This window comes from Ignavigranum ruoffiae (assembly GCF_900110675.1).
GTDB lineage: Bacteria > Bacillota > Bacilli > Lactobacillales > Aerococcaceae > Ignavigranum > Ignavigranum ruoffiae.
Genome location: NZ_FOEN01000001.1, coordinates 181,385 through 200,529, shown reverse-complemented (window position 1 = coordinate 200,529; position 19,145 = coordinate 181,385). Strand labels below are relative to the sequence as shown.

Sequence of the window (19,145 nt, the reverse complement as noted above, 5' to 3'; positions counted from 1 at the left end):
GACTAACGAAGGGGCAATTTATCTAACAAGTTCTATTCATCAAGAGAATGCTGCTTAGGTCAATATCTAGTGACTATTCACTATATAACTTATGCAAAATCTGCCAAATCAATCTGTTGACGGACTTTCTTAAAATAAAGTGTTCCCGACACTTTAGTTAGCTCCAAATAGGATAGATTAGCCAAATATTCTGCATGGGCCATGGTTTCTCCAGCAGCGAACCATTTCTGACTCTTAGGAAAATCCTCCCAACTCTCGGCTTTGATGCGCCAACTGATTTTGGCCGAAATATCGCGAATGGTATAAGCCTGGCCAATTTCCATGGCATCTAAGATTTCCTGCATCCGTTCATAATGATGCTGAATAATCTGATCCATACGTTGCTTCGGTGAGTCAATAATTTTACGATGAGTGGCAAACATTAATTTTAGCGGTAAAGATTTCAACCGTCTTAAAGTATTCAAGTAAGCACCCAGGATACTAGGATATTGAGCCCCCCAATAAGTAATATTTGGAGTCATTGGGTCAAGGACTGTATCCGCACTGAAGATAATCTGTTTATCTTGATCATAAAGGCCGATATGCCCCGGCGTGTGCCCCATCAAGTCCAGGATCTCAAAATGATAGTCCCCCACACTGAACTTCTCACCTATATTGAGAGGAATATAGTCAAAAGGATGAGCCAATTGATAACGATAGCCGGGATTATCCATAATTTGTAATTCATCTTCATGCATGCCGTATAAAAGGCGAAAACTATCCATCAGATGCCAATATTTACCACTCACCATGCCATTGGCATAAGTGGCATCTATCGGATTGGCATAGATCCGACAACCTGCATCACTAAACAAGTGTGTCAACCCAGTATGGTCAGCATGTAAATGAGTGAGTACCAAGTCCATATCCTCGATCTTTAAATCCAGTTCAGCTAGCCCAGCGAGGAGAGCCGCTTGACATTGGGGTAAATTATAAGCCGTGTCAAAGAGGACATTGCGTTCCGAACCTTTGATGACATAGGAATTAATCTGTTTAAGCGGACTATTGGGCAAAGTAATCGAAAAACTATAAAGATTGGGTAAGATTTCACGCATCCTATTCCCTCCTGCAACCGTTTTATCATAGTCATATTATAACGATAGCAAGATTTTGCTGCAATTTATCAGGTTTGAGATTTATTTATAGTTTCCATCAATGTTACTTAGAGAATAAATCTGAAATAAAATTAAAGTCGAAAAAAAGAATCCCACTGATATTTCAGCGAGATTCTGAGTTATACGAACACCATTAAATCTAATTTATTTTGCTTGTCGGGTAGCTAAGTATTCTTGAATATTTAAAATAGGTTTACCACTATTGGTATAAAGCCATTCCTTCGCTTTTTTGCTATCAGCCATGGCCACAATGATTCGATCTCGATGAGGTTCTGCTAATTCGTCAAATAATAAGGTTTCATCATCAAGATTAAGTTGCTTGCGTTTAGACATGATTTCGCCACTGGACATCAGCCGATATTTTCGGCTAGGAAGTGATTCATGAATCACTCGAGGTTCAATTCGATAATAGTAGTTATCATCGCCATAGGTAATCTCTAAAGCACCAGTATTGGTGCGAATTTCTTGAACATCGCGGTAATTATCGTTTTGCAATTCCCACCAAGCTTTGATTCCTGCCAAAGCTTCTTCTTCTGTTTCATAACTTCCGTGTTCTTTCTGAACTTCGTTCCGCCGATTAATCCAATAATTCGTATAGACTGTATGTGGCATGACCAACACCCTCTCCTATTTCTTACATATTCATTCTAACATAGATTAGATTATATGGTAAGTCTCTAATTGTTCTCCTTATTTTCTCTTTTTAATAGGTTTTTTGATCTTTCAACCAATGATATAGCACCGCGACTAAGGGAAGCAATAAAGGAATAGCCAGCCAGGCAAAGACATTAAATACCAGACTACAGAGAATTACCAGAAATATCGGTAAGTAAAAAGGAACAGCAAAATCTTTGCCAAGCAAATAATTCTCCATCACTTGGCGCAAGATAAAGCTAGTCAGCCACAAAGTAAATAAGGCAACGGTCAATGTTAACTGACCTTGAAGGAGACAAATTATGATCCAAGGAATGAAGATGATACCACTACCTAATAAAGGAAGTGCATCAACCAAGCTAATCCCGAAAGCCAGTAAGATCGGATGAGAAACATTCATTAGTGATAATCCACCGGCAAACATTAAGAACATGATACTTAATAATTTGATTTGACTTTTAAAATATTGGCGATAAGCCCAGAGGCATCGATGGATGAAATGATAATTCATAAGCCCCCTCCTTTACTTAAATAGTTTATCGCAAAAACATAAAAATCCCTCCGTCTAAGGAAGGATTTGTGTTTTTTGTTATGAATCTAAAAGTTAAGCCTGCACAAATTCGGCAATCTTAGTTTCAGTCATCGAGCTATCACAACGGACTTTGACTTCTTCGCCAGCATAGATTAAACCGGGCACCGTTTCAACGCCATATTTTTGGCGGAAGTCTTGGATTTCTTTGGCATAACGTGGGTCTTGTGAGAACAAATAATAAACATTTAGTTGATGTTCTTGGGCTACTTGATAGAGCTTAGGGATAAACTTTTGGCAGAATGGACAATTTGGCCGACCGACAAAGATAATATTCCCGTTTCTTTCTTGTATTAAACTTTCAGCTTTGGCTGGATCAATTGAAGTAAATGAATCAAGTTGTTCCTGTATATTTGACATAAACATCCTCCTTACACTCTTAAGTATACGCTTCTTTCATCAATTCAGCGAACAAAATGTTTAGTCGAGTGAGATATCATCTTGTTTTCGGGCTTGTTTACGTTTATGGCGATGAATAAGCAAGACTCCGGCGAGTCCAATAATAAGTAGTCCAAGCAAGATGCGATTGATTCCCGCAACTTCTCCCGTCGTCGGAAGCGCTAAAGGTTTGCTGTCTTTTTCTTTTTTAGCTGGTTTTTCTTTTCCCTTTGCTTGGTTGTGTGTTAAATTTTTTGTGGGGGTCTTTTTCCCTTTCTTTTTCAATTTATCCTTTAATTGGCTCAATTTCTCATGCTGGTCGATTGAATCTTCTGAAGGACTGATTAAGCCTTCTTCAATAGAAGATGATTGGTCTTCTGATGTCGTCGCTGAGTTACTTGAGGCGAAGGATTCAGGACTAGTCTCCAAGAGTGGCTCAGCTGAGAAGCCCGTCTGATCATTGGGAACACTTTGCCAAAGGCCCTGATCTTGGTCAAAAATAACCAATTTGATTTGGTAGCGTTGATGGAGGGTCTTTAGCTTAGCAATGCTGGTCTCATCACTGTATTGCTTATGGTTTAAGAAGTCGGCCAGACTTGCTTTAATTTGAGTAAAATGCTCTTCATTAATGGCAACAAAATATAGAAACTGCTCTTCTTTTAGTTGCCATAAATCGTGATAACTTTCCTGATAACGTGAAAAATTATGGTCTTTTTGATACTGGGCATATGCGTAACTAGCGATCAATTGTAATTCATTGAGACCCATTTCTTTAGCATATTGATAGTCAGCTAACTGCGCTTCATTAAAAACGACTGGTACTTTATTTATAGATAAATTTGACGCTTGTTGAGATGTTAGCAAATCTTGGTAAGTTTGATGAATATTAGCGAAAGTTACCCCTTGGTATGCTTTAGGGACCAATTTGGCTAATTTTTGATCGATTTTGGTCAGATATTGTCCTAAATCGCTACCTTCCATATCAGTCAATCCCAGTTCGTCTTGGTAATAAGGACTTGAATAAGGATAGAGTAAGCATTGGTTCTGTTGTAATTTATCATCTTCCTGTTGATTGATGCGTTCTTCCAACGTTTCGATATCAAAAGCCACTTGTTGATGGCGAGATTCAATCGCATCGCGTTGCGCAATTAAGTGATTGATTTCATTCTCAATCTCATTCATTTGTTCTTCTAATGCTAGGACACGAGCATCTTGGCTCAGCCAGTCCAGTTGATCTTCTTGAGCTAATTCTTGAAAGCTTGGAAGCTGGCTTGCTTCTTGATATATCTGATCGATTAACTCCTCCATTTGACTATTGAGTTGGCCCAATGAGTCTTGATCTCCTTGTTCTAATCTTTCGATCTGAAGGTTGAGAGCTTGGTAACTTTCTTCTAATTCTTTGAGTTCAGCTCGCAATTCTTCTAGTTTCAAAGTAATAGATTCATCTTCCTCTTGCGCTTGATCTCCACCTCGAATTAGTTGAATACAGTCTTCACGATTAATATCAGCGATTGGCAGTTCTTGGGTCAAAATATAGGGATCTTCAAGTTCAATACTTTCATATTCCTCAGCTTCCACTATCTTAGTCATTAATAAGCAACTTATCCATACAAGCTTTATCCACTTCATTCGCAATAAAATCTCCTTCTAATATTCTCAAGGATAATTAGACAAGAAGTAGACAAAATACGAATAAAATTATTAAATTATTGAAATAATTTTTCTGGTAATAAATTATGGGGTCGCAAAAATTTACTGATCTCAAAGATCAGTAATTCCCTCAAGATATTCACGTCTTTCTTAGTCAATATTTTGTGATAAAATAATTCAACTTGTATAATCAAGCAGATAAGTCTAAAAGCAGACTTGCTAAGCTAAAAAAGAAAACAACCACAAAGTTGTGCCCCCGATTCGCGAATCAGTCCAATCTTTGTAGCTGTTTTCTTATCAATATAATTCGAATTGTTATTCTTATGTTGCTCAATTAATCTAAATATTCAACAACTTCAATCTCTGGGTTATAAGTCTGGATTCGATCTTTAAGTTCGGCAAACTTAGCAGGCACATCTACAACCCCTAAGTCAGCAGCATCTGCCAATGGTAGGACCGAATAATTAGCAAATTCAGGATAGCCAGGATTATAAGTTGGCATCATGCGCATCTGATCAATGGTTACTTTATTATTACTGTCGATCTTGAAGCGATATTCCCAGATAGATCCAACCTTCTGATCTAATTGAACCTGACCAGATAAGAAGTTCCCATGTGAGTAGAATCCTGCTTGCGATTCATTCCAAATAATACCTGGCTGCAAGACATGAGGATGGCCCCCAATAACGAAGTTAGCCCCAGCCTCTTTAGCAACATTAAAGACTTCTTCTTGCCAAGCACTTGGATAGAAATCATTCTCTTCACCAATATGGAATATTACAATAGAAACATCACAGAATTTCTTTAAACGTTCTATCTCCAAACGAATCAACTCATTATCAATCAAAGTCGCCAAATAAGTTTGATCTTCTGGGAGATAATTGCCGTTTAGGCCATAGGTATAAGCCAGAAAACCGACTTTAACCCCATTAACATCTAGCACCCGTGGGGTGTTATAATCGTCCCAACTTTCATAAGAGCCAACATATGGCATGCCTTTTTCTTTGAGCGTAGCAATTGATGCCAGTGCCCCTTCCGGTCCCCAGTCCATGGTATGATTGGTTGCATTATTAACGATATCTACCCCAACGTTCTTTAAGGTATCGATGATTTGTTCTGGAGCATTAAACACGGGATAAGAAGAGACCCCTAATTTTGAGCCGGCCACGATGGTTTCCATATTGGCCGTGGTGATATCAGCGTTCTCTAAGTATGGTTTAACCTGGGTGAACATTTTATCAAAGTTGTAAGATCCATCTGGAGTCGCTCCATCCCAGTAAACATAATCATGGAGCAAAATATCACCAATGGATCGCACGGTCACGTATCGGTCTGGAACTGCTTCGGTCGTCGATTCTTGAACAATTTCAGAAGCTTGGCTGTTTTCCTGATCTTGATTTGAGCGATTGGCTTGATTTTGACAAGCTGTCATTAAAAAAGCCAACCCACAAAGGAATATAAATTTGAGTATGGTTGTTGCTTTTTTCATTTGATTTACCTCTTTCAGCATAATCCACAGTATTACATTATTTAATAGCTTAATCATACCCTACTTAGCTCTAAGTCACAAGATAAGCTGAAAATATTGTCAAGTAAAAAGCCTATTTTTCGAAAAAAGAGCGAAAAATAGGCTTAAATCAATATTTATAAGGATAGTTAGCATTTAACATTACAATGCTAGCCGACTAACTTCATCTTCTGGGGTCTGGCGCGACTCAATCGAAACTCCTTGATTCTGTAATAAACGTAAAGCAGCAATATGTTCAGCAGACAGACTTAAATCCGGCGTCACAGATAAATCCCCATTCTCAAAAGGAATACTGCTTAATACTACCCTTGGAATAAAGATACCCGCATCCGTTAATGCCAACAGGTCATCCAAGGTTTTGGTGATGATTACTGCTCGTTTGTCGGCATCGAGTTTACTTAATTTACGAATAGCCTTCTCTATCGAGTAAAAACGAGTCGAGATTTCATCCGGAACAGCCATTTCTAAGAGACCTTGGCGTGTCTTGTCACCCACCAATTCATCATTAACCACAATGATTAAATGACTATCCCAATAACTACACCAGCTGACTGCCACTTTGCCATGCATAAAATGCTCATCAACTAAAGCTACTTCAATACTTGACATTCCTAACTCGTCCTTTCACTATCGTTCATTACTATTTGAGTATAATACTTTAAAAACTTGAGGGGCGCAAGCCTAATTTTGCTTGCAAAAATGTTGTCTTTATTAATAAAACTAGCAATTTATCCTTATTAAGGATAATATGGATATAATTAGTAAAGGAGGATTAATTATGTACCTATTTACCAACAAAGAAACACAGAACAGCTTATTTTCAGTGATTAATCCCCAAGAGAAGGGACTTTCCTGGTCCAATAAATATTTATTAACCATCAAGAAGCATTCTACCCATATCCTCTTTAAATTTCAACAACCTGTCTATGTCAGCGCGAACATGGGCCAGGCATTAATTATTTTGACTAATCGACCTGATGAATTGGTGGGGCTTAAGGCCTACATTCTCAGCGGATCGATTCAAGTCCCTGCTGGGGTTTACTTCAATACGATTGCCTTAACGCCTGAATGTACGATTTTTCTACAGGCTCAAGATAAAGATATGCCAGAAACATATAGCCGTCTTAAAGCGATTAGTGTTCAGGATTGGACACCTCACTTGCAGATAGACAATCTCTACAGTGTCGGATCCGCTGAATTATTGCCCCACCATCCTCCGTTGATACTAGATCATTCATCATTTAATTTGATAATGGTCGTCGAGGGGGGCATCCAACTCGATTTATTAAATCACCATCTTGAATTGGATCAGGGTCAAGCTTTCTTGACCTATCCGCAACAAAAAGCGAGTATCCACCATCTAACGGGTAAGCAAGCCAAAATCCTAACCTTTACCTTCGCTTGTCAAGGCTTAGATAAGCAATTATATAACCAGGTTCAAAGACTGTTTGTCCATGATAATCAATTGCTGAAGGAAATTCAAGAAATTCAAACCTCGCAAGTTGAACAGAGCTCTTATTTTAAAGATAAGTTGATAAATTTTATCTATAATTTCCTCATCCGTTCCTTACGTCATGAGAAAGACCGACAGAATACTGCCCTTTCATCAATGCGGTCCAATTACGAGAATGATTTATTTAAAGAAATGGTAGCTTACCTCAAGGAAAATATTGAAGAACGGAATGAAGTCGCAGATTTGGTGAAGCATTTTGACTTATCGCGTTCAACAGTTCAGAATCTTTTCCTGAGTCAGGCAAATTGTTCGCCAAAAACATTTATTAATCAAATTCGTCTGCAACGCAGCAAAGAATTAATGCAACATACTAGCCAATCGATTACCGAAATTGCCGAGAAGCTGGGTTATGGCTCGATTCAATACTTTTCCCGTGCCTTCCGCAAGGAATTTGGGGTCAGTCCATCGACTTACGCCAAAAGTATCAATCATTAATCAGGGCTTAGCGATCCGTCTCCATCAATTCTTCTAAACGACGGAATAAATCAGTTGTGGTTAAGGACGCTAAGTCATCTTTAGCATATTGGTTTACAATTCGTCCTTGGTGAAGCACTAACAAACGGTCGGAATAGTCTAAAGCATCTTGCAGTTGGTGAGTGATCATAAAACTAGTTAAATTCAGTTGACGAATCATCTGATAAGACATCTGCATAACCTGTTTTGCTGTTCGAGGATCTAAAGCGGCCGTATGTTCATCGAGGATCAATATTTTAGGTTTTTGTAAGGTTGCCATCATCAAGGCAATAATCTGTCTTTGACCACCGGATAAATTCTCAATCGGCAGGTCTAAGCGTTGATCAAGATTTAAATGAAATTGACTTAAATAGTCCTGAAGCTCTTGATAATTCGTTGGTGTCAAAGACCGTTTTAAAGTTCTAGCCTGGCCCCGTTTCTTAGCTAGCATCAGATTTTCAAAGACAGTCATCCGTGGCGCTGTGCCTAGGCGCGGGTCTTGAAAGACTCGGCCAATATACTTGGCCAGTTTGATTTGTCCCCAGCGATCCACTTGCTCTTCATCGATAAATATTTGACCAGAATCGATCGGAATTTGTCCCGTCAAGCAATTCATTAAGGTCGATTTGCCGGCCCCGTTAGTACCGACGATACCGACAATCTCTCCTTCCCCAACCCTTAGATTGATATCATGGAGACCGGCAATCCGTTCGCCAAATTTATTGATGAAGGACTTATGAAGATGATTTATACGCAAAGTTGCCATTAAATGCGACCTCCTTGTTTAATTTTGGCCAAGTAATCTTTCTGTTTGCGCCGTAATTTGGGCAAAGCTAAGAATAAGGCCAGAACTAAGGCAGAAATTAATTTAAAATCATTGGGTTGGAAACCGAGTTGTAAGACAAAGGTTAAGATTAATTGATAAATAATCGCGCCAACGACGATGGCAGCTAACCGCTTAGCTAAGGTAATCTCATGGTGGATCACAACCTCGCCGATTACAATGGCTGATAAGGCAATAACCACGGTTCCGGTTCCCATCGAAACATCAGCAAAGCCATTATTCTGGCTGACCAGACTCCCACATAAGGCGATAAAGCCATTGGATAGCATCAAGGCTAAGACTTTCATCTGATTCACGTGAATTCCTAGAGATTTAGCCATTAATTCATTATCCCCGGTCGCAATTAAGGCTTGGCCCACATCCGTGCGGAAGAAGCTGATTAGAAAGAAGATAAGCCCTGCCGAGACCAAAATACCCACGACAAAGATACTACTTAATCCACTAATACCGAAATTTCCCAATAATTCAAAAATTGAAGGAGCCCCTCGAAGACTGAGATTAGGTCGCCCCATTAAACGCAAATTAATTGAATATAGGGCGGTTAAGCTGATAATACTCGCTAACAGGCCGGGAATATCAAAGGCAGTCATCAAAATCGCTGTCATAAGTCCTGCTAGACTCCCCATCAAGATGGCTAAGAGAATGACCAGTAAGGGATGAACGCCTTGCCGTAAGAGGACTAGACTGGTGGCAGCACCAATGGTAAAGGAAGCTTCAGAAGTCAGATCGGCAAATTTCAAGATTCTAAAGCTAATGAAGAGTCCCAAGCCCATGATAGCCCACAGCAAACCTTGACCGATCGCATTTAAATAAAGTCTGAAACTGGATGCCTGGCCGCTCGCAGGTCGTTCAGGTGAAACCTGGTCTTGTAAATATTTCTTAGCCACTTGCTCATTGACCATCGGTCGATAGTTCTCCATCATTTCAATTGCTTGTTGGCCAATATCCAGATTTTGATCTTCAAGACGGATTAAGAATTGGGCCGATTTCTGACCAATTTCTTTCTGGTCAATCGCTAACCCGGCCAAAGCTCCTTGTTCAATCATCGGTTCAACTGGTGAGAAAATAGGCTTATGCACTTTATCCGCTTCTTTGACTAAGCTTTCAAAGGCACTGGCAATGGTATTATCTGAACCCACATACACGGCATCCACTTGACCTAGAAGTTGTTGGGCCACTTTCTGCATATCAATCGCTGAACTAATACCTTGGGTAACCACAGAATATCCCTTAGCTTGGGCTGCTTGTTCGGCACGACGGACTTCTGCTTCTGAGTTATCTTCACCTTGCGAATAGATGAAGCCCAAGGTCTTGGCTGAAGGATACAGTTCCTGAATATAGTCAATCTGTGCTTCAATCGGAATTAAATCACTGATTCCTGAAATATTTCCGCCGGGTTCTTCCAAGCGATCGACTAAATCAGCACCCACAGGGTCAGTAATCCCAGCAAGAACTACTGGAAAATCTGTGGTCACTTTCTGAATAGCCTGGGCCACGGGCGTTGTGATGGCAATAATATAGTCTGGTTCTTCATGGACCGCTTGTTTCGCTAAAGTATTTAAGAGGTTCATGTCCCCTTCTGCATTTAATTCAATTAGGGTTAAATCTTGGCCAGTCTGGTAACCCTGCTGATCTAATTCTTCGATAAAACCTTGACGAATGGCATCTAAAGATGGGTGAGTAACCAACTGAACAATCACAATCTTTAAATCTTCTCTATTCTGGTGCTGGGCTGAAACAGTCGGTGGAACAACTAACGATAATAATAGAGCGCAAGCAATGAATAGTTTCTTAAGGGCCTTCATAAAATCCTTCTTTCTAATAAAAAATACTAACCCACACCATGGGTTAGTATAAAAATAACCACATAGTGCCTGCCTATGTGGTAAACTATGATGAGCCACATAGATACAATTCAGTTCATCAAAAACTGGGTTGTATCCATGGAATGTCCAAGTTTACAACCTATCTATGCCAGCTTTGCCAGTTCATATATAATGTATTTGTTGTAGACATGGACCTTGCCCCTTTCTTTAAATTGATTTTATCATACCATCTTTAACAGTAGAGTCAAGTCTCAATTCATGATTAAGGATGGTTTAACCCTAATACAATTTATTATTATGCTATGATTTATATGCTTATACTTCACTAAGGAGTGATTGAATGTCTTTTGATGGATTTTTTACGCATGTGATGGTTGAAGAGCTTCGGCAACAATTATTAAAGGGTCGAATTCATAAAATATACCAGCCGTTTGAACAGGAATTACATATACAGATTCGAGCCCAAGGCAAAAATTCGCGCTTGGTAGCATCGATTCATCCCGTCTATTATCGCCTCCATCTAAGTCAGGAACGCCCGGCTAATCCCCAAAAAGCGCCCATGTTCAACATGCTATTACGTAAACATATCGAAAATTCAACCATTCTCGATATTCGTCAAGTCGACAACGATCGGATTGTAATCTTTGAACTGAGCGGTCGAGATGAATTAGGCGACCGTCGGCCTTATCAACTGATTTTTGAATTAATGGGTCGCCATTCAAATATCGTTCTCGTTGATAGCCAGAAACAAGTGATTATTGATTGTATCAAACATGTTCCCGCTTCGCTGAATTCTTACCGGAGTCTACAGGCCGGGGCTAACTATCGATTTCCACCGAGCCAAGATCAACAAGAGAATATTCTTGCTATGTCAGAAGACGACTTATTAACTTTCGCTCTCAAACATGGCGAAACGATCAAAGCAGGCAAAGCAAATCAGGTCATTCAAGGCTTAGGCAGAGAAGGAAAGCAGCAATTAAGCTATTGGCTACAAGCGCAAGCCTTTAGCCCCTACCGCGCTTTGCAAGCTTTTCGCCAACAAGTTCAAGATGGCCAACCTACTTTGTACTTAGACCGAACTAAACCTCTGTATTATTTGATGGCCTTAGATTATTTAGAGGAAACTGGTCAGGGCTTCGATTCCTTATCAAGCCTGGTCGATCGTTACTATCAACACCGGGTCCACCATGACCGCGTTCAGCAACTTTCAGGCGATATCTTACAAACGATCAAACAAGTCTTGAACCGGAATCACAAAAAATTGGAAAAACTTAACAAAGATCGTCAAGTGGCAGCGAACGCTGAAAATTATCGCATCGCTGGAGAACTGCTAGCCGCCTATGCCCATGATATTCATAAAGGAGAAAGTTCAGTTTCCTTACCTAATTACTATCAAGATAACGAGCCCTTAGAGATTGCCCTCGATGTTCGTAAATCTGCCATCGAGAACAGCCAAGCCTACTTCAAACGCTATGCCAAGTACCGGGATTCCTTAAAATATATTGACCGTCAAAAAGCGATCACTCAAGCTGAAAATGCCTACCTTGAAGGGATTCTCCTCCAAGTCGAACAGGCTGACTTGACCGATATTGAAGATATCAAAGATGAACTCATTGAACAACATTACTTACGGCGCAAGAAATCTTCGATTAAAAAACGCGCTCAAACTGGATCCCAACCTCGTCACTTTAAATCCTCAGATGGGGATGACATCTATGTGGGACGGAATAATCGGCAAAATGATGAGCTTAGCCTTAAGAAATCCAATAAGCAATTTTGGTGGTTACATAGCAAGGATATTCCGGGCGCCCATGTCATCATTGCCAATAGTCAACCAAGTTCGACAAGTTTTCAAGAAGCGGCTGCCATTGCCGCCTATTTCTCTCGGGCTAAAGATTCAGCCAATGTCCCAGTTGATGCGGTACAGGTTAAACATCTGCGCAAGCCCAATGGTGCAAAGCCTGGCTTTGTCATTTATGAAGGACAGACCACTTATTATGCCACACCCGAAAGCGAATTGGTTCAACAACTTGAACAAATGGATCAGCTCTAATTCAAAAAGCCAAACTCCATGGATGTCATTCATCACGGAGCTTGGCTTTCTTCTATTTAATGATTAATACTTTTATTGTTCAAAAGCTTGAGTTAATTGAGGAACGACTTGTTTCTTCCGAGAAACCACGCCTGGCAAACTAATTGCTTGGTCTGAAATTTGACCCGCAAAAGCTTTCTCAATGAATTCAGCATCTTTACCTTGGACCAATCCTAAGGAAGTCGATTCCAAAATATCAGTAATCACTAATAAGGATAAGTCATAGTTGTAAGCGTCCATATCCGTTTTCATTTGGGTTAATACAGCATCTTTACGGGTTAGAATATCGTCGAAGCCAACAACATTGACTTGAGAGACGCGGACATTACGCCCAGCCATAGTGAAGTTCTTTGCATCACCATTCACTATATCTGCCTCTGACTTACTGTCTAAATTGGTTCCAGATTTCAATAGTTCGAGACCATATTCTTCTAAGTTCACATCGGCAATCTTAGCCAATTCCACAGCCGCATCTTTATCTTGATGAGTTGAGGTTGGAGACTTAAAGAGTAAGGTGTCAGAAATAATCGCGGAAAGCATCAAGCCAGCAATCGCTTGCGGAATATCAAAATCGTGTTCCTTGAAGAGCTTGTATAATATTGTTGACGTACAGCCAATCGGTTCTGCTCGATAATAAAGAGGTTGCGCTGTTTCAAATCCTTGAATACGGTGGTGGTCAACCACGTAATCAACTTGAACTTGACCCAGGTCCTCTACCGATTGTTGCGGTTCGTTATGGTCTACTAAAGCCACATGATTAACTTCTTGGCTGACTTGACTCACGACCCGTGGAGCTTCACAGTTAAATTTCTTCAAAGCAAAGGCTGTCTCATCATTCACTGAACCTAAAGCAACGGGTTCAGCTTCTTCACCCGACTTCTCTAGGAAATAACTCATTGCAATCGCCGCACTGATTGCGTCGGTATCCGGATTTTTATGGCCAAATACTAAATATTTTGTCATTCTTATGCCTCCTAAATTAATTTACATACATATTTTACACTATTTAGTGCCCGATGAAAACTTAAGAAATATTCTCACTCTGCTTTAGGGCCTTCAAAGGATCAGTCGTAAAGGCAATGACTTGACCCAATTGGGCAAGATTAGTCAGGCTTGAACCATTGCTTAAACGTTCTGATAAAGGAACATCAGCCTGGCTCAAGTAAATATCCTGGCCTGTATCGCCCAAGACTCTGACTTGATCTTGAGGCTGATATAATGGGCTGGCATAGAGCACACGATGAGGATCTCGTTTCAATTCTTTTAAGAGGAGTAAGCCCCGTCCGCCTCTTTTGGTTAGCGGAATGATTTCCGGCTTAAATTGTTTAATATGTCCCTTTTGGGTGAATATCATCACACTTGTTTGCTCATTGATTGAATTGATGACGGTGCTAGCGATGATATAGTCATCTTTCTTAAGATTGATCGCCTTGACACCCTTGGCCTTTGGCCCATATAAAGAAACTTCGGCTAAGGGATAGCGGATGACATAAGATCGATGGGTTAATATCAAGACTTCTTGATCGCCCTCAGCCTTAACCCGATCAGCGGAAACTAATTGGTCGCCTGAATTTAAGACCATGGCTTGACTGGTCCGTGACTTATAACTTCGATAAGTTGTCAAATCACTCAGCTTAATCCGCTTGGTCATCCCTTGCTGACTGGTTAATAATAGTTCATCTTCGATGGGTTGAGTGACCTCTTTTTCCGGATCTTCAATGCCACCGATCCCGACAAAGGCCGCCAAAATATTTTCATTCTCAGCCAATATATAATGCTGGGAAAGATGGACACCAATATCTTTCCATTTAATTTCAGGGAGTTCATAGACAGGAATATGGATATAATTCCCCTGAGTCGTGATCATTACTAAGGCATCGTAGGTCGACAAGACTTGGGCAAAGATCAGCTGATCCAAATCTGCCACACCAATACTATCTATATCTGAAGATTGATAGGATCGCAGGCTGGTCCGTTTGTAATAACCATTCTTGGTCACGGTGACCACTACCGATTCCTCGGTCACTAAGAGACTAGTATCTACCGAGATTTCTTCAACCTCTTCTTCTACTTGAGTCAGGCGTGGACTGCCATAACGCTTCTTAATATCCTTTAATTCATCAATTAAGACTTTATTCAGCACTTTCTCATGGCTTAGAATTTGTTGGTACATCATTAAGCGCTCATTGAGTTCCAAGCGTTCATTCTGTAAGTCAACAATATCGGTATTGGTCAGACGATACAGTTGTAAATTGACGATTGCTTCGGCTTGTTGAGCGGTAAAATCGAAATTCTTTTGAAGATTCTCTTTGGCATCCTGCTTGTTCTGGCTAGCTCGAATCGCTTGAATGACTTCATCTAAGATCGAGACCAGTCGAATCAGTCCATCAACAATATGAAGCCGTTTGCTGTCGACTTTCTGTTGATATTGGGTCCGGCGTCGGATAACTTCTTGGCGATGACCTAAGTAGGCCTGCAAGAGTATAGGTAGACTGGCCTGAATCGGTCGATTCTCGTGGATGGCCACCATATTAAAGTTATAATTCATTTGTAAATCGGTATTCTTTAATAAGTAATTCAAAATACCGTCGCTATCGGCATCACGTTTTAATTCAACAACAATTCTGAGTCCCTTGCGGTCAGATTCATCGCGCACTTCAGCAATCCCCTCAATCTTACCTTGCAAGCGAATTTCATCGATCCGTTGGATTAATTTCAATTTATTGACCTCATAAGGCAATTCAGTCGCTACAATCTGTGACTTATTACCACGAAGGGGTTCAATCTCGGTCTTGGCACGCATCACCACTTTGCCTCGACCTGTCCGATAGACTTCGGCTAAGTCTTTAGCGCCCATGATAATGGCTCCAGTAGGAAAATCAGGCCCTTTGATAAATTTCAATAAGTCAGCTAACTTACATGTCGGATGTTGCAAAAGATAGATAAGGGCATCAATCACTTCGCTTAAATTATGCGGTGGAATATCGGTAGCATAACCGGCTGAGATTCCAGTGGCTCCATTGACTAAGAGATTAGGAAATTTAGCCGGTAAAACAACAGGCTCTTCTAAACTATCATCAAAGTTTAGCGCGTGATCGACGGTCTCCGCATCAATATCTTCTAAGAGTTCCGCAGCAATCGCAGTCAAACGAGCTTCAGTATAACGCATGGCCGCAGCAGGGTCACCATCCATCGACCCGTTATTCCCATGCATATCAATTAAGGGTTCTCGGTTCTTCCATGATTGACTCATCCGGACCATGGCATCATACACCGAAGTGTCCCCATGAGGATGATAATTCCCAATCACGTTCCCGACCGTCTTCGCCGATTTCCGATAAGGATGATCCTGGGTATTGCGATCGCGATACATCGCATAAAGTATTCGACGTTGAACCGGCTTCAACCCATCACGAATATCCGGCAACGCCCGGTCTTGAATAATATATTTTGAATACCGACCAAAACGGTCTCCAATCACATTGGAGAAAGACATTTCTTGAATATTTTCTTGATGCGCAGGCACTATTCATCCTCCTCCCCAAATAAGTTCAGCTGAAGATCCGCCGGTTGAATAGATTTTGATGCCGATTCATCTTCGATTTGAGCCGTAATCTTCTCTGTGGCATCCTGGCTCTTGGCATTCAACAAGGTATCTTCTTCATTTAAGGTAAATTTGACATGTTCTTCAATCCATTGTCTCCGCGGATCAACTTTGGCCCCCATTAAGGTGGTCAAGCGTCGTTCGGACATGGCCATATCTTCAATCGTTACTCTGATTAACAAGCGACTTTCTGGATTCATGGTTGTTTCCCACAATTGTTCAGCATTCATTTCTCCTAAACCTTTGTATCGTTGCAATTGATAGCCTTTACCGACTAATTTAATTTTGTCGGTCAGTTCTTCATCCGTCCAGGCATATTCAATCACTTCTTTCTTACCCTTGCCCTTAGATACTTTGTATAAGGGCGGCATAGCCAGATAAACTCGACCCGCCTCCAGCAATGGCTTCATATATCGGTAAAAGAAAGTCAATAATAAAACCTGAATGTGAGCCCCATCAGTATCCGCATCCGTCATAATAATAATCTTGTCATAATTCGCATCAGCCAAATTAAAATCAGCCCCTACGCCAGCGCCGATTGTATAAATCATGGTGTTAATCTCTTCATTCTTCATAATATCTTGGATCGATGCTTTTTCAGTATTAATGACCTTACCACGCAGAGGTAATATCGCTTGATACCGCCGGTCGCGACCTAATTTAGCTGAGCCACCAGCCGAATCTCCTTCGACCAAATATAACTCATTCTTGCTCGTGTCCTTAGACTGAGCTTTGGTTAATTTACCAGAAATTAAGCGTTCTTGCTGAGATTTCTTACTACCAGATCGGGCAGCATCCCGAGCCTTACGGGCAGCTTCGCGGGTCTCCCGAGCACGGATGGCTTTCTTTAGAATCATTTGAGAGAAATTACCATTCTCATTTAAATACAAGGTCAGAAATTCATAAATCGCATTATCCACCAGTGACCGCGCCTTAGGAGTTCCTAGTTTCTCTTTGGTTTGCCCTTCAAATTGCAGATATTGTTCGGGTACCCGAATTGAGATAATAGCTGTTAAGCCTTCCCGTACATCAGATCCTTCCAAATTTCTGTCTTTATCTTTCAAGAGGCCAACTTTTCGCGCATAATCGTTGAAAGCTTTGGTCATGCCGGATTTTAGACCTGTTTCATGACTTCCTCCCCCACTTGTCCGGACATTGTTGGCGAAAGAAAGAATGGTTTCCGAATAACCGTCATTATATTGAAAGGCAAAGTCAATTTCAAAACCGTCTACTTCTGTCGAGAACAGGCCAATTTCCCCTAAGACTTCTTTTTCTTCATTTAAATAGCCAATGAAATCCCCCAGTCCTTGGTCATAATGGAAGACTTCAGATTTAAATGATCCTTCTTCTTCCGCGGGTTGACGGCGGTCTTCAATCGAGATGGTCAGATCTTTCAGTAAAAAAGCCGATTCGCGAATTCTCTCCTTGATGACTTCATAATCGACGGTCCGCTTACCAAAGACTTCCGCATCAGGCATAAAACGTACCTGAGTACCATGAACCTTCTTATTATTGATCTTGGTTTTGACGAGTTTGCCTTGGGGATGGCCACCATTCTTAAAGGTCATGCGATAATTATAGCCATCCCGTTGAACATCCACTGTTAACCAAGAAGATAAGGCGTTAACCACACTGGCCCCCACCCCATGGAGACCACCAGCAGATTTATAGCCGCCTTGACCAAATTTACCACCAGCATGAAGGATGGTGAAGATGACTTGGATGGTCGGCACGCCAGATTCGTGCTGACCAATCGGCATCCCCCGACCGTTATCTGCTACTTCAATACTCCCATCCTCATGGAGAATTACTTGGATCGAATCAGCAAAGCCGGATAAGACTTCATCGACTGCATTATCTACAATCTCATAGATGAGATGGTGTAAGCCTCGTTGATCCGTTGAACCAATATACATACCTGGACGTTTACGAACTGCGTCCAGGCCTTCTAGAATTTGTATGGCGTCATCATTATAGCTATTCAGCGTGTTATCGACTACCATGGAGTCACTCCTACTCAGTCATTAAATTTACCTTATTTAGCAAAAAGGTATGAATTTCTTATAGTTTTTATTTATTTATGAAGTACTTTTTATGTCAATATGATAAAATGATACCATACTAAGGAGGGTCTTATGAATACTAATTTTAATTTTTCATTTTTAGGTCTAATTTTTATCTTATTGTCCTATTTGTTAGGCTCTGTGCCAACTGGGGTTTGGTATTCCTTAGCCAACCATAAAATTGATATCCGTCATCTAGGCAGTGGAAATAGCGGATCGACAAACATCGGCCGCAACTTCGGCCTCAAGGCTGCTGTAATTGTAGCCTTAATCGATGTGCTTAAAGGCTGGATCCCCGTATCTTTAGCGAGTTTGTTCTTTAAAGACCAGCCAGAAATTATAATCTTTACCGCCTTAGCCTGTGTCATTGGCCATGCCTACCCTGTCTTTGCCAATTTCAAAGGAGGTAAGATGGTGGCTACTTCGATCGGTGCTTTGTTGGCCATTAATTTCCCGTTAGCCCTCGCCCAAGTGATTTGTCTGTTCTTAATTTTATATGTGACGAGTTTGATGAGTTTCTCGGCTTTACTAAGCTATGGGGCCGCTACCCTTTATATTATCATTTCTCATCCGTTATCCGTCTTTAAACTTGGTTTCTTCGTCATCTATTTATTAATGGTTTACCGTCACCGAGCCAATATTCAACGCTTGAGAACCGGACAAGAACCGATGATTTCTTGGGGACTCGCCTATCATCGTCAACTCGGTTTCTTAGATGGTTTCTTGCGCAAAATCCAAGAGATGATTAAGAAACGTAATTAATCCGTCATACATGAAGAAACGCGAGACTGCCAGAA

General features: G+C 40.8%; 15 protein-coding genes. 3 read left to right on the top strand and 12 right to left on the bottom strand.

Annotated features, from left to right (window positions below; genetic code table 11):
* Positions 1-89: 89 nt before the first annotated feature.
* The 7 genes from BMX34_RS00925 to BMX34_RS00895 form a co-directional block, all read right to left on the bottom strand.
* Positions 90-1,094, bottom strand: a complete 1,005-nt coding sequence (locus BMX34_RS00925; protein WP_092569844.1) for an MBL fold metallo-hydrolase — start codon at positions 1,092-1,094, stop codon at positions 90-92.
* A gap of 204 nt (positions 1,095-1,298) precedes the next feature.
* Entirely contained in the window at positions 1,299-1,766 is a 468-nt protein-coding gene (locus tag BMX34_RS00920; protein WP_092569842.1) for a hypothetical protein, read from the bottom strand.
* 91 nt (positions 1,767-1,857) lie between these two features.
* Positions 1,858-2,319 carry an AI-2E family transporter gene (locus tag BMX34_RS00915; protein ID WP_092569840.1) on the bottom strand — a complete coding sequence of 154 codons (462 nt, stop codon included), beginning with the start codon at positions 2,317-2,319 and terminating at the stop codon, positions 1,858-1,860.
* Between the two features lie 93 nt (positions 2,320-2,412).
* The gene (gene traF, locus BMX34_RS00910) at positions 2,413-2,757 is read right to left on the bottom strand and encodes a DUF6568 family protein (protein ID WP_092569838.1); all 345 of its coding nucleotides are present in this window, start codon (positions 2,755-2,757) and stop codon (positions 2,413-2,415) included.
* Between the two features lie 60 nt (positions 2,758-2,817).
* Positions 2,818-4,365, bottom strand: coding sequence for an LPXTG cell wall anchor domain-containing protein (locus BMX34_RS00905; protein WP_159428806.1), 1,548 nt, complete (start codon positions 4,363-4,365; stop codon positions 2,818-2,820).
* Between the two features lie 394 nt (positions 4,366-4,759).
* On the bottom strand, positions 4,760-5,914 hold the full coding sequence (locus BMX34_RS00900; RefSeq protein ID WP_159428805.1) for a CapA family protein: 1,155 nt from the start codon (positions 5,912-5,914) through the stop codon (positions 4,760-4,762).
* Between the two features lie 180 nt (positions 5,915-6,094).
* A complete protein-coding gene (locus tag BMX34_RS00895; protein WP_092569832.1) occupies positions 6,095-6,562 on the bottom strand; it encodes a PTS sugar transporter subunit IIB in 468 nt (155 codons plus the stop codon).
* A 169-nt stretch (positions 6,563-6,731) separates the two neighbouring features.
* Here BMX34_RS00895 and BMX34_RS00890 point away from each other — a divergent pair, with 169 nt between their 5' ends.
* The gene (locus tag BMX34_RS00890; protein ID WP_159428804.1) at positions 6,732-7,901 is read left to right on the top strand and encodes an AraC family transcriptional regulator; all 1,170 of its coding nucleotides are present in this window, start codon (positions 6,732-6,734) and stop codon (positions 7,899-7,901) included.
* 7 nt (positions 7,902-7,908) lie between these two features.
* On the opposite strand, the gene BMX34_RS00885 is transcribed toward BMX34_RS00890, so the two are convergent.
* Both BMX34_RS00885 and BMX34_RS00880 read right to left on the bottom strand, forming a co-directional pair.
* On the bottom strand, positions 7,909-8,685 hold the full coding sequence (locus BMX34_RS00885; protein WP_092569828.1) for an ABC transporter ATP-binding protein: 777 nt from the start codon (positions 8,683-8,685) through the stop codon (positions 7,909-7,911).
* A complete protein-coding gene (locus tag BMX34_RS00880) occupies positions 8,685-10,568 on the bottom strand; it encodes an ABC transporter substrate binding protein (RefSeq protein ID WP_092569826.1) in 1,884 nt (627 codons plus the stop codon). Before BMX34_RS00880 ends, BMX34_RS00885 begins: the two co-directional genes overlap by 1 nt.
* A 361-nt stretch (positions 10,569-10,929) precedes the next feature.
* Here BMX34_RS00880 and BMX34_RS00875 point away from each other — a divergent pair, with 361 nt between their 5' ends.
* Positions 10,930-12,642, top strand: coding sequence for an Rqc2 family fibronectin-binding protein (locus BMX34_RS00875; RefSeq protein ID WP_092569824.1), 1,713 nt, complete (start codon positions 10,930-10,932; stop codon positions 12,640-12,642).
* 72 nt (positions 12,643-12,714) lie between these two features.
* On the opposite strand, the gene BMX34_RS00870 is transcribed toward BMX34_RS00875, so the two are convergent.
* From BMX34_RS00870 to parE, 3 genes are all read right to left on the bottom strand, one after another.
* The gene (locus tag BMX34_RS00870; protein ID WP_092569822.1) at positions 12,715-13,644 is read right to left on the bottom strand and encodes a manganese-dependent inorganic pyrophosphatase; all 930 of its coding nucleotides are present in this window, start codon (positions 13,642-13,644) and stop codon (positions 12,715-12,717) included.
* Positions 13,645-13,705: 61 nt separating this feature from the next.
* The gene (parC, locus tag BMX34_RS00865) at positions 13,706-16,177 is read right to left on the bottom strand and encodes a DNA topoisomerase IV subunit A (protein WP_092570285.1); all 2,472 of its coding nucleotides are present in this window, start codon (positions 16,175-16,177) and stop codon (positions 13,706-13,708) included.
* Positions 16,178-16,206: 29 nt separating this feature from the next.
* The gene (parE, locus tag BMX34_RS00860; protein WP_092569820.1) at positions 16,207-18,288 is read right to left on the bottom strand and encodes a DNA topoisomerase IV subunit B; all 2,082 of its coding nucleotides are present in this window, start codon (positions 18,286-18,288) and stop codon (positions 16,207-16,209) included.
* Positions 18,289-18,420: 132 nt separating this feature from the next.
* Here parE and plsY point away from each other — a divergent pair, with 132 nt between their 5' ends.
* Positions 18,421-19,110, top strand: coding sequence for a glycerol-3-phosphate 1-O-acyltransferase PlsY (gene plsY, locus BMX34_RS00855; protein WP_092569818.1), 690 nt, complete (start codon positions 18,421-18,423; stop codon positions 19,108-19,110).
* The last annotated feature ends 35 nt before the right edge of the window (positions 19,111-19,145 follow it).

Excerpts from the sequence above, each read along its gene's own strand:
- BMX34_RS00905 (WP_159428806.1), bottom strand. The coding sequence starts at position 4,365 with ATGACTAAGATAGTGGAAGCTGAGGAATATGAAAGTATTGAACTTGAA.
- plsY (WP_092569818.1), top strand. The coding sequence starts at position 18,421 with ATGAATACTAATTTTAATTTTTCATTTTTAGGTCTAATTTTTATCTTA.
- BMX34_RS00925 (WP_092569844.1), bottom strand. The coding sequence starts at position 1,094 with ATGCGTGAAATCTTACCCAATCTTTATAGTTTTTCGATTACTTTGCCC.
- BMX34_RS00895 (WP_092569832.1), bottom strand. The coding sequence starts at position 6,562 with ATGTCAAGTATTGAAGTAGCTTTAGTTGATGAGCATTTTATGCATGGC.
- parC (WP_092570285.1), bottom strand. The coding sequence starts at position 16,177 with ATGTCTTTCTCCAATGTGATTGGAGACCGTTTTGGTCGGTATTCAAAA.
- BMX34_RS00870 (WP_092569822.1), bottom strand. The coding sequence starts at position 13,644 with ATGACAAAATATTTAGTATTTGGCCATAAAAATCCGGATACCGACGCA.
- BMX34_RS00900 (WP_159428805.1), bottom strand. The coding sequence starts at position 5,914 with ATGAAAAAAGCAACAACCATACTCAAATTTATATTCCTTTGTGGGTTG.
- BMX34_RS00875 (WP_092569824.1), top strand. The coding sequence starts at position 10,930 with ATGTCTTTTGATGGATTTTTTACGCATGTGATGGTTGAAGAGCTTCGG.
- BMX34_RS00920 (WP_092569842.1), bottom strand. The coding sequence starts at position 1,766 with ATGCCACATACAGTCTATACGAATTATTGGATTAATCGGCGGAACGAA.
- BMX34_RS00885 (WP_092569828.1), bottom strand. The coding sequence starts at position 8,685 with ATGGCAACTTTGCGTATAAATCATCTTCATAAGTCCTTCATCAATAAA.
- traF (WP_092569838.1), bottom strand. The coding sequence starts at position 2,757 with ATGTCAAATATACAGGAACAACTTGATTCATTTACTTCAATTGATCCA.
- BMX34_RS00890 (WP_159428804.1), top strand. The coding sequence starts at position 6,732 with ATGTACCTATTTACCAACAAAGAAACACAGAACAGCTTATTTTCAGTG.
- BMX34_RS00880 (WP_092569826.1), bottom strand. The coding sequence starts at position 10,568 with ATGAAGGCCCTTAAGAAACTATTCATTGCTTGCGCTCTATTATTATCG.
- parE (WP_092569820.1), bottom strand. The coding sequence starts at position 18,288 with ATGGTAGTCGATAACACGCTGAATAGCTATAATGATGACGCCATACAA.
- BMX34_RS00915 (WP_092569840.1), bottom strand. The coding sequence starts at position 2,319 with ATGAATTATCATTTCATCCATCGATGCCTCTGGGCTTATCGCCAATAT.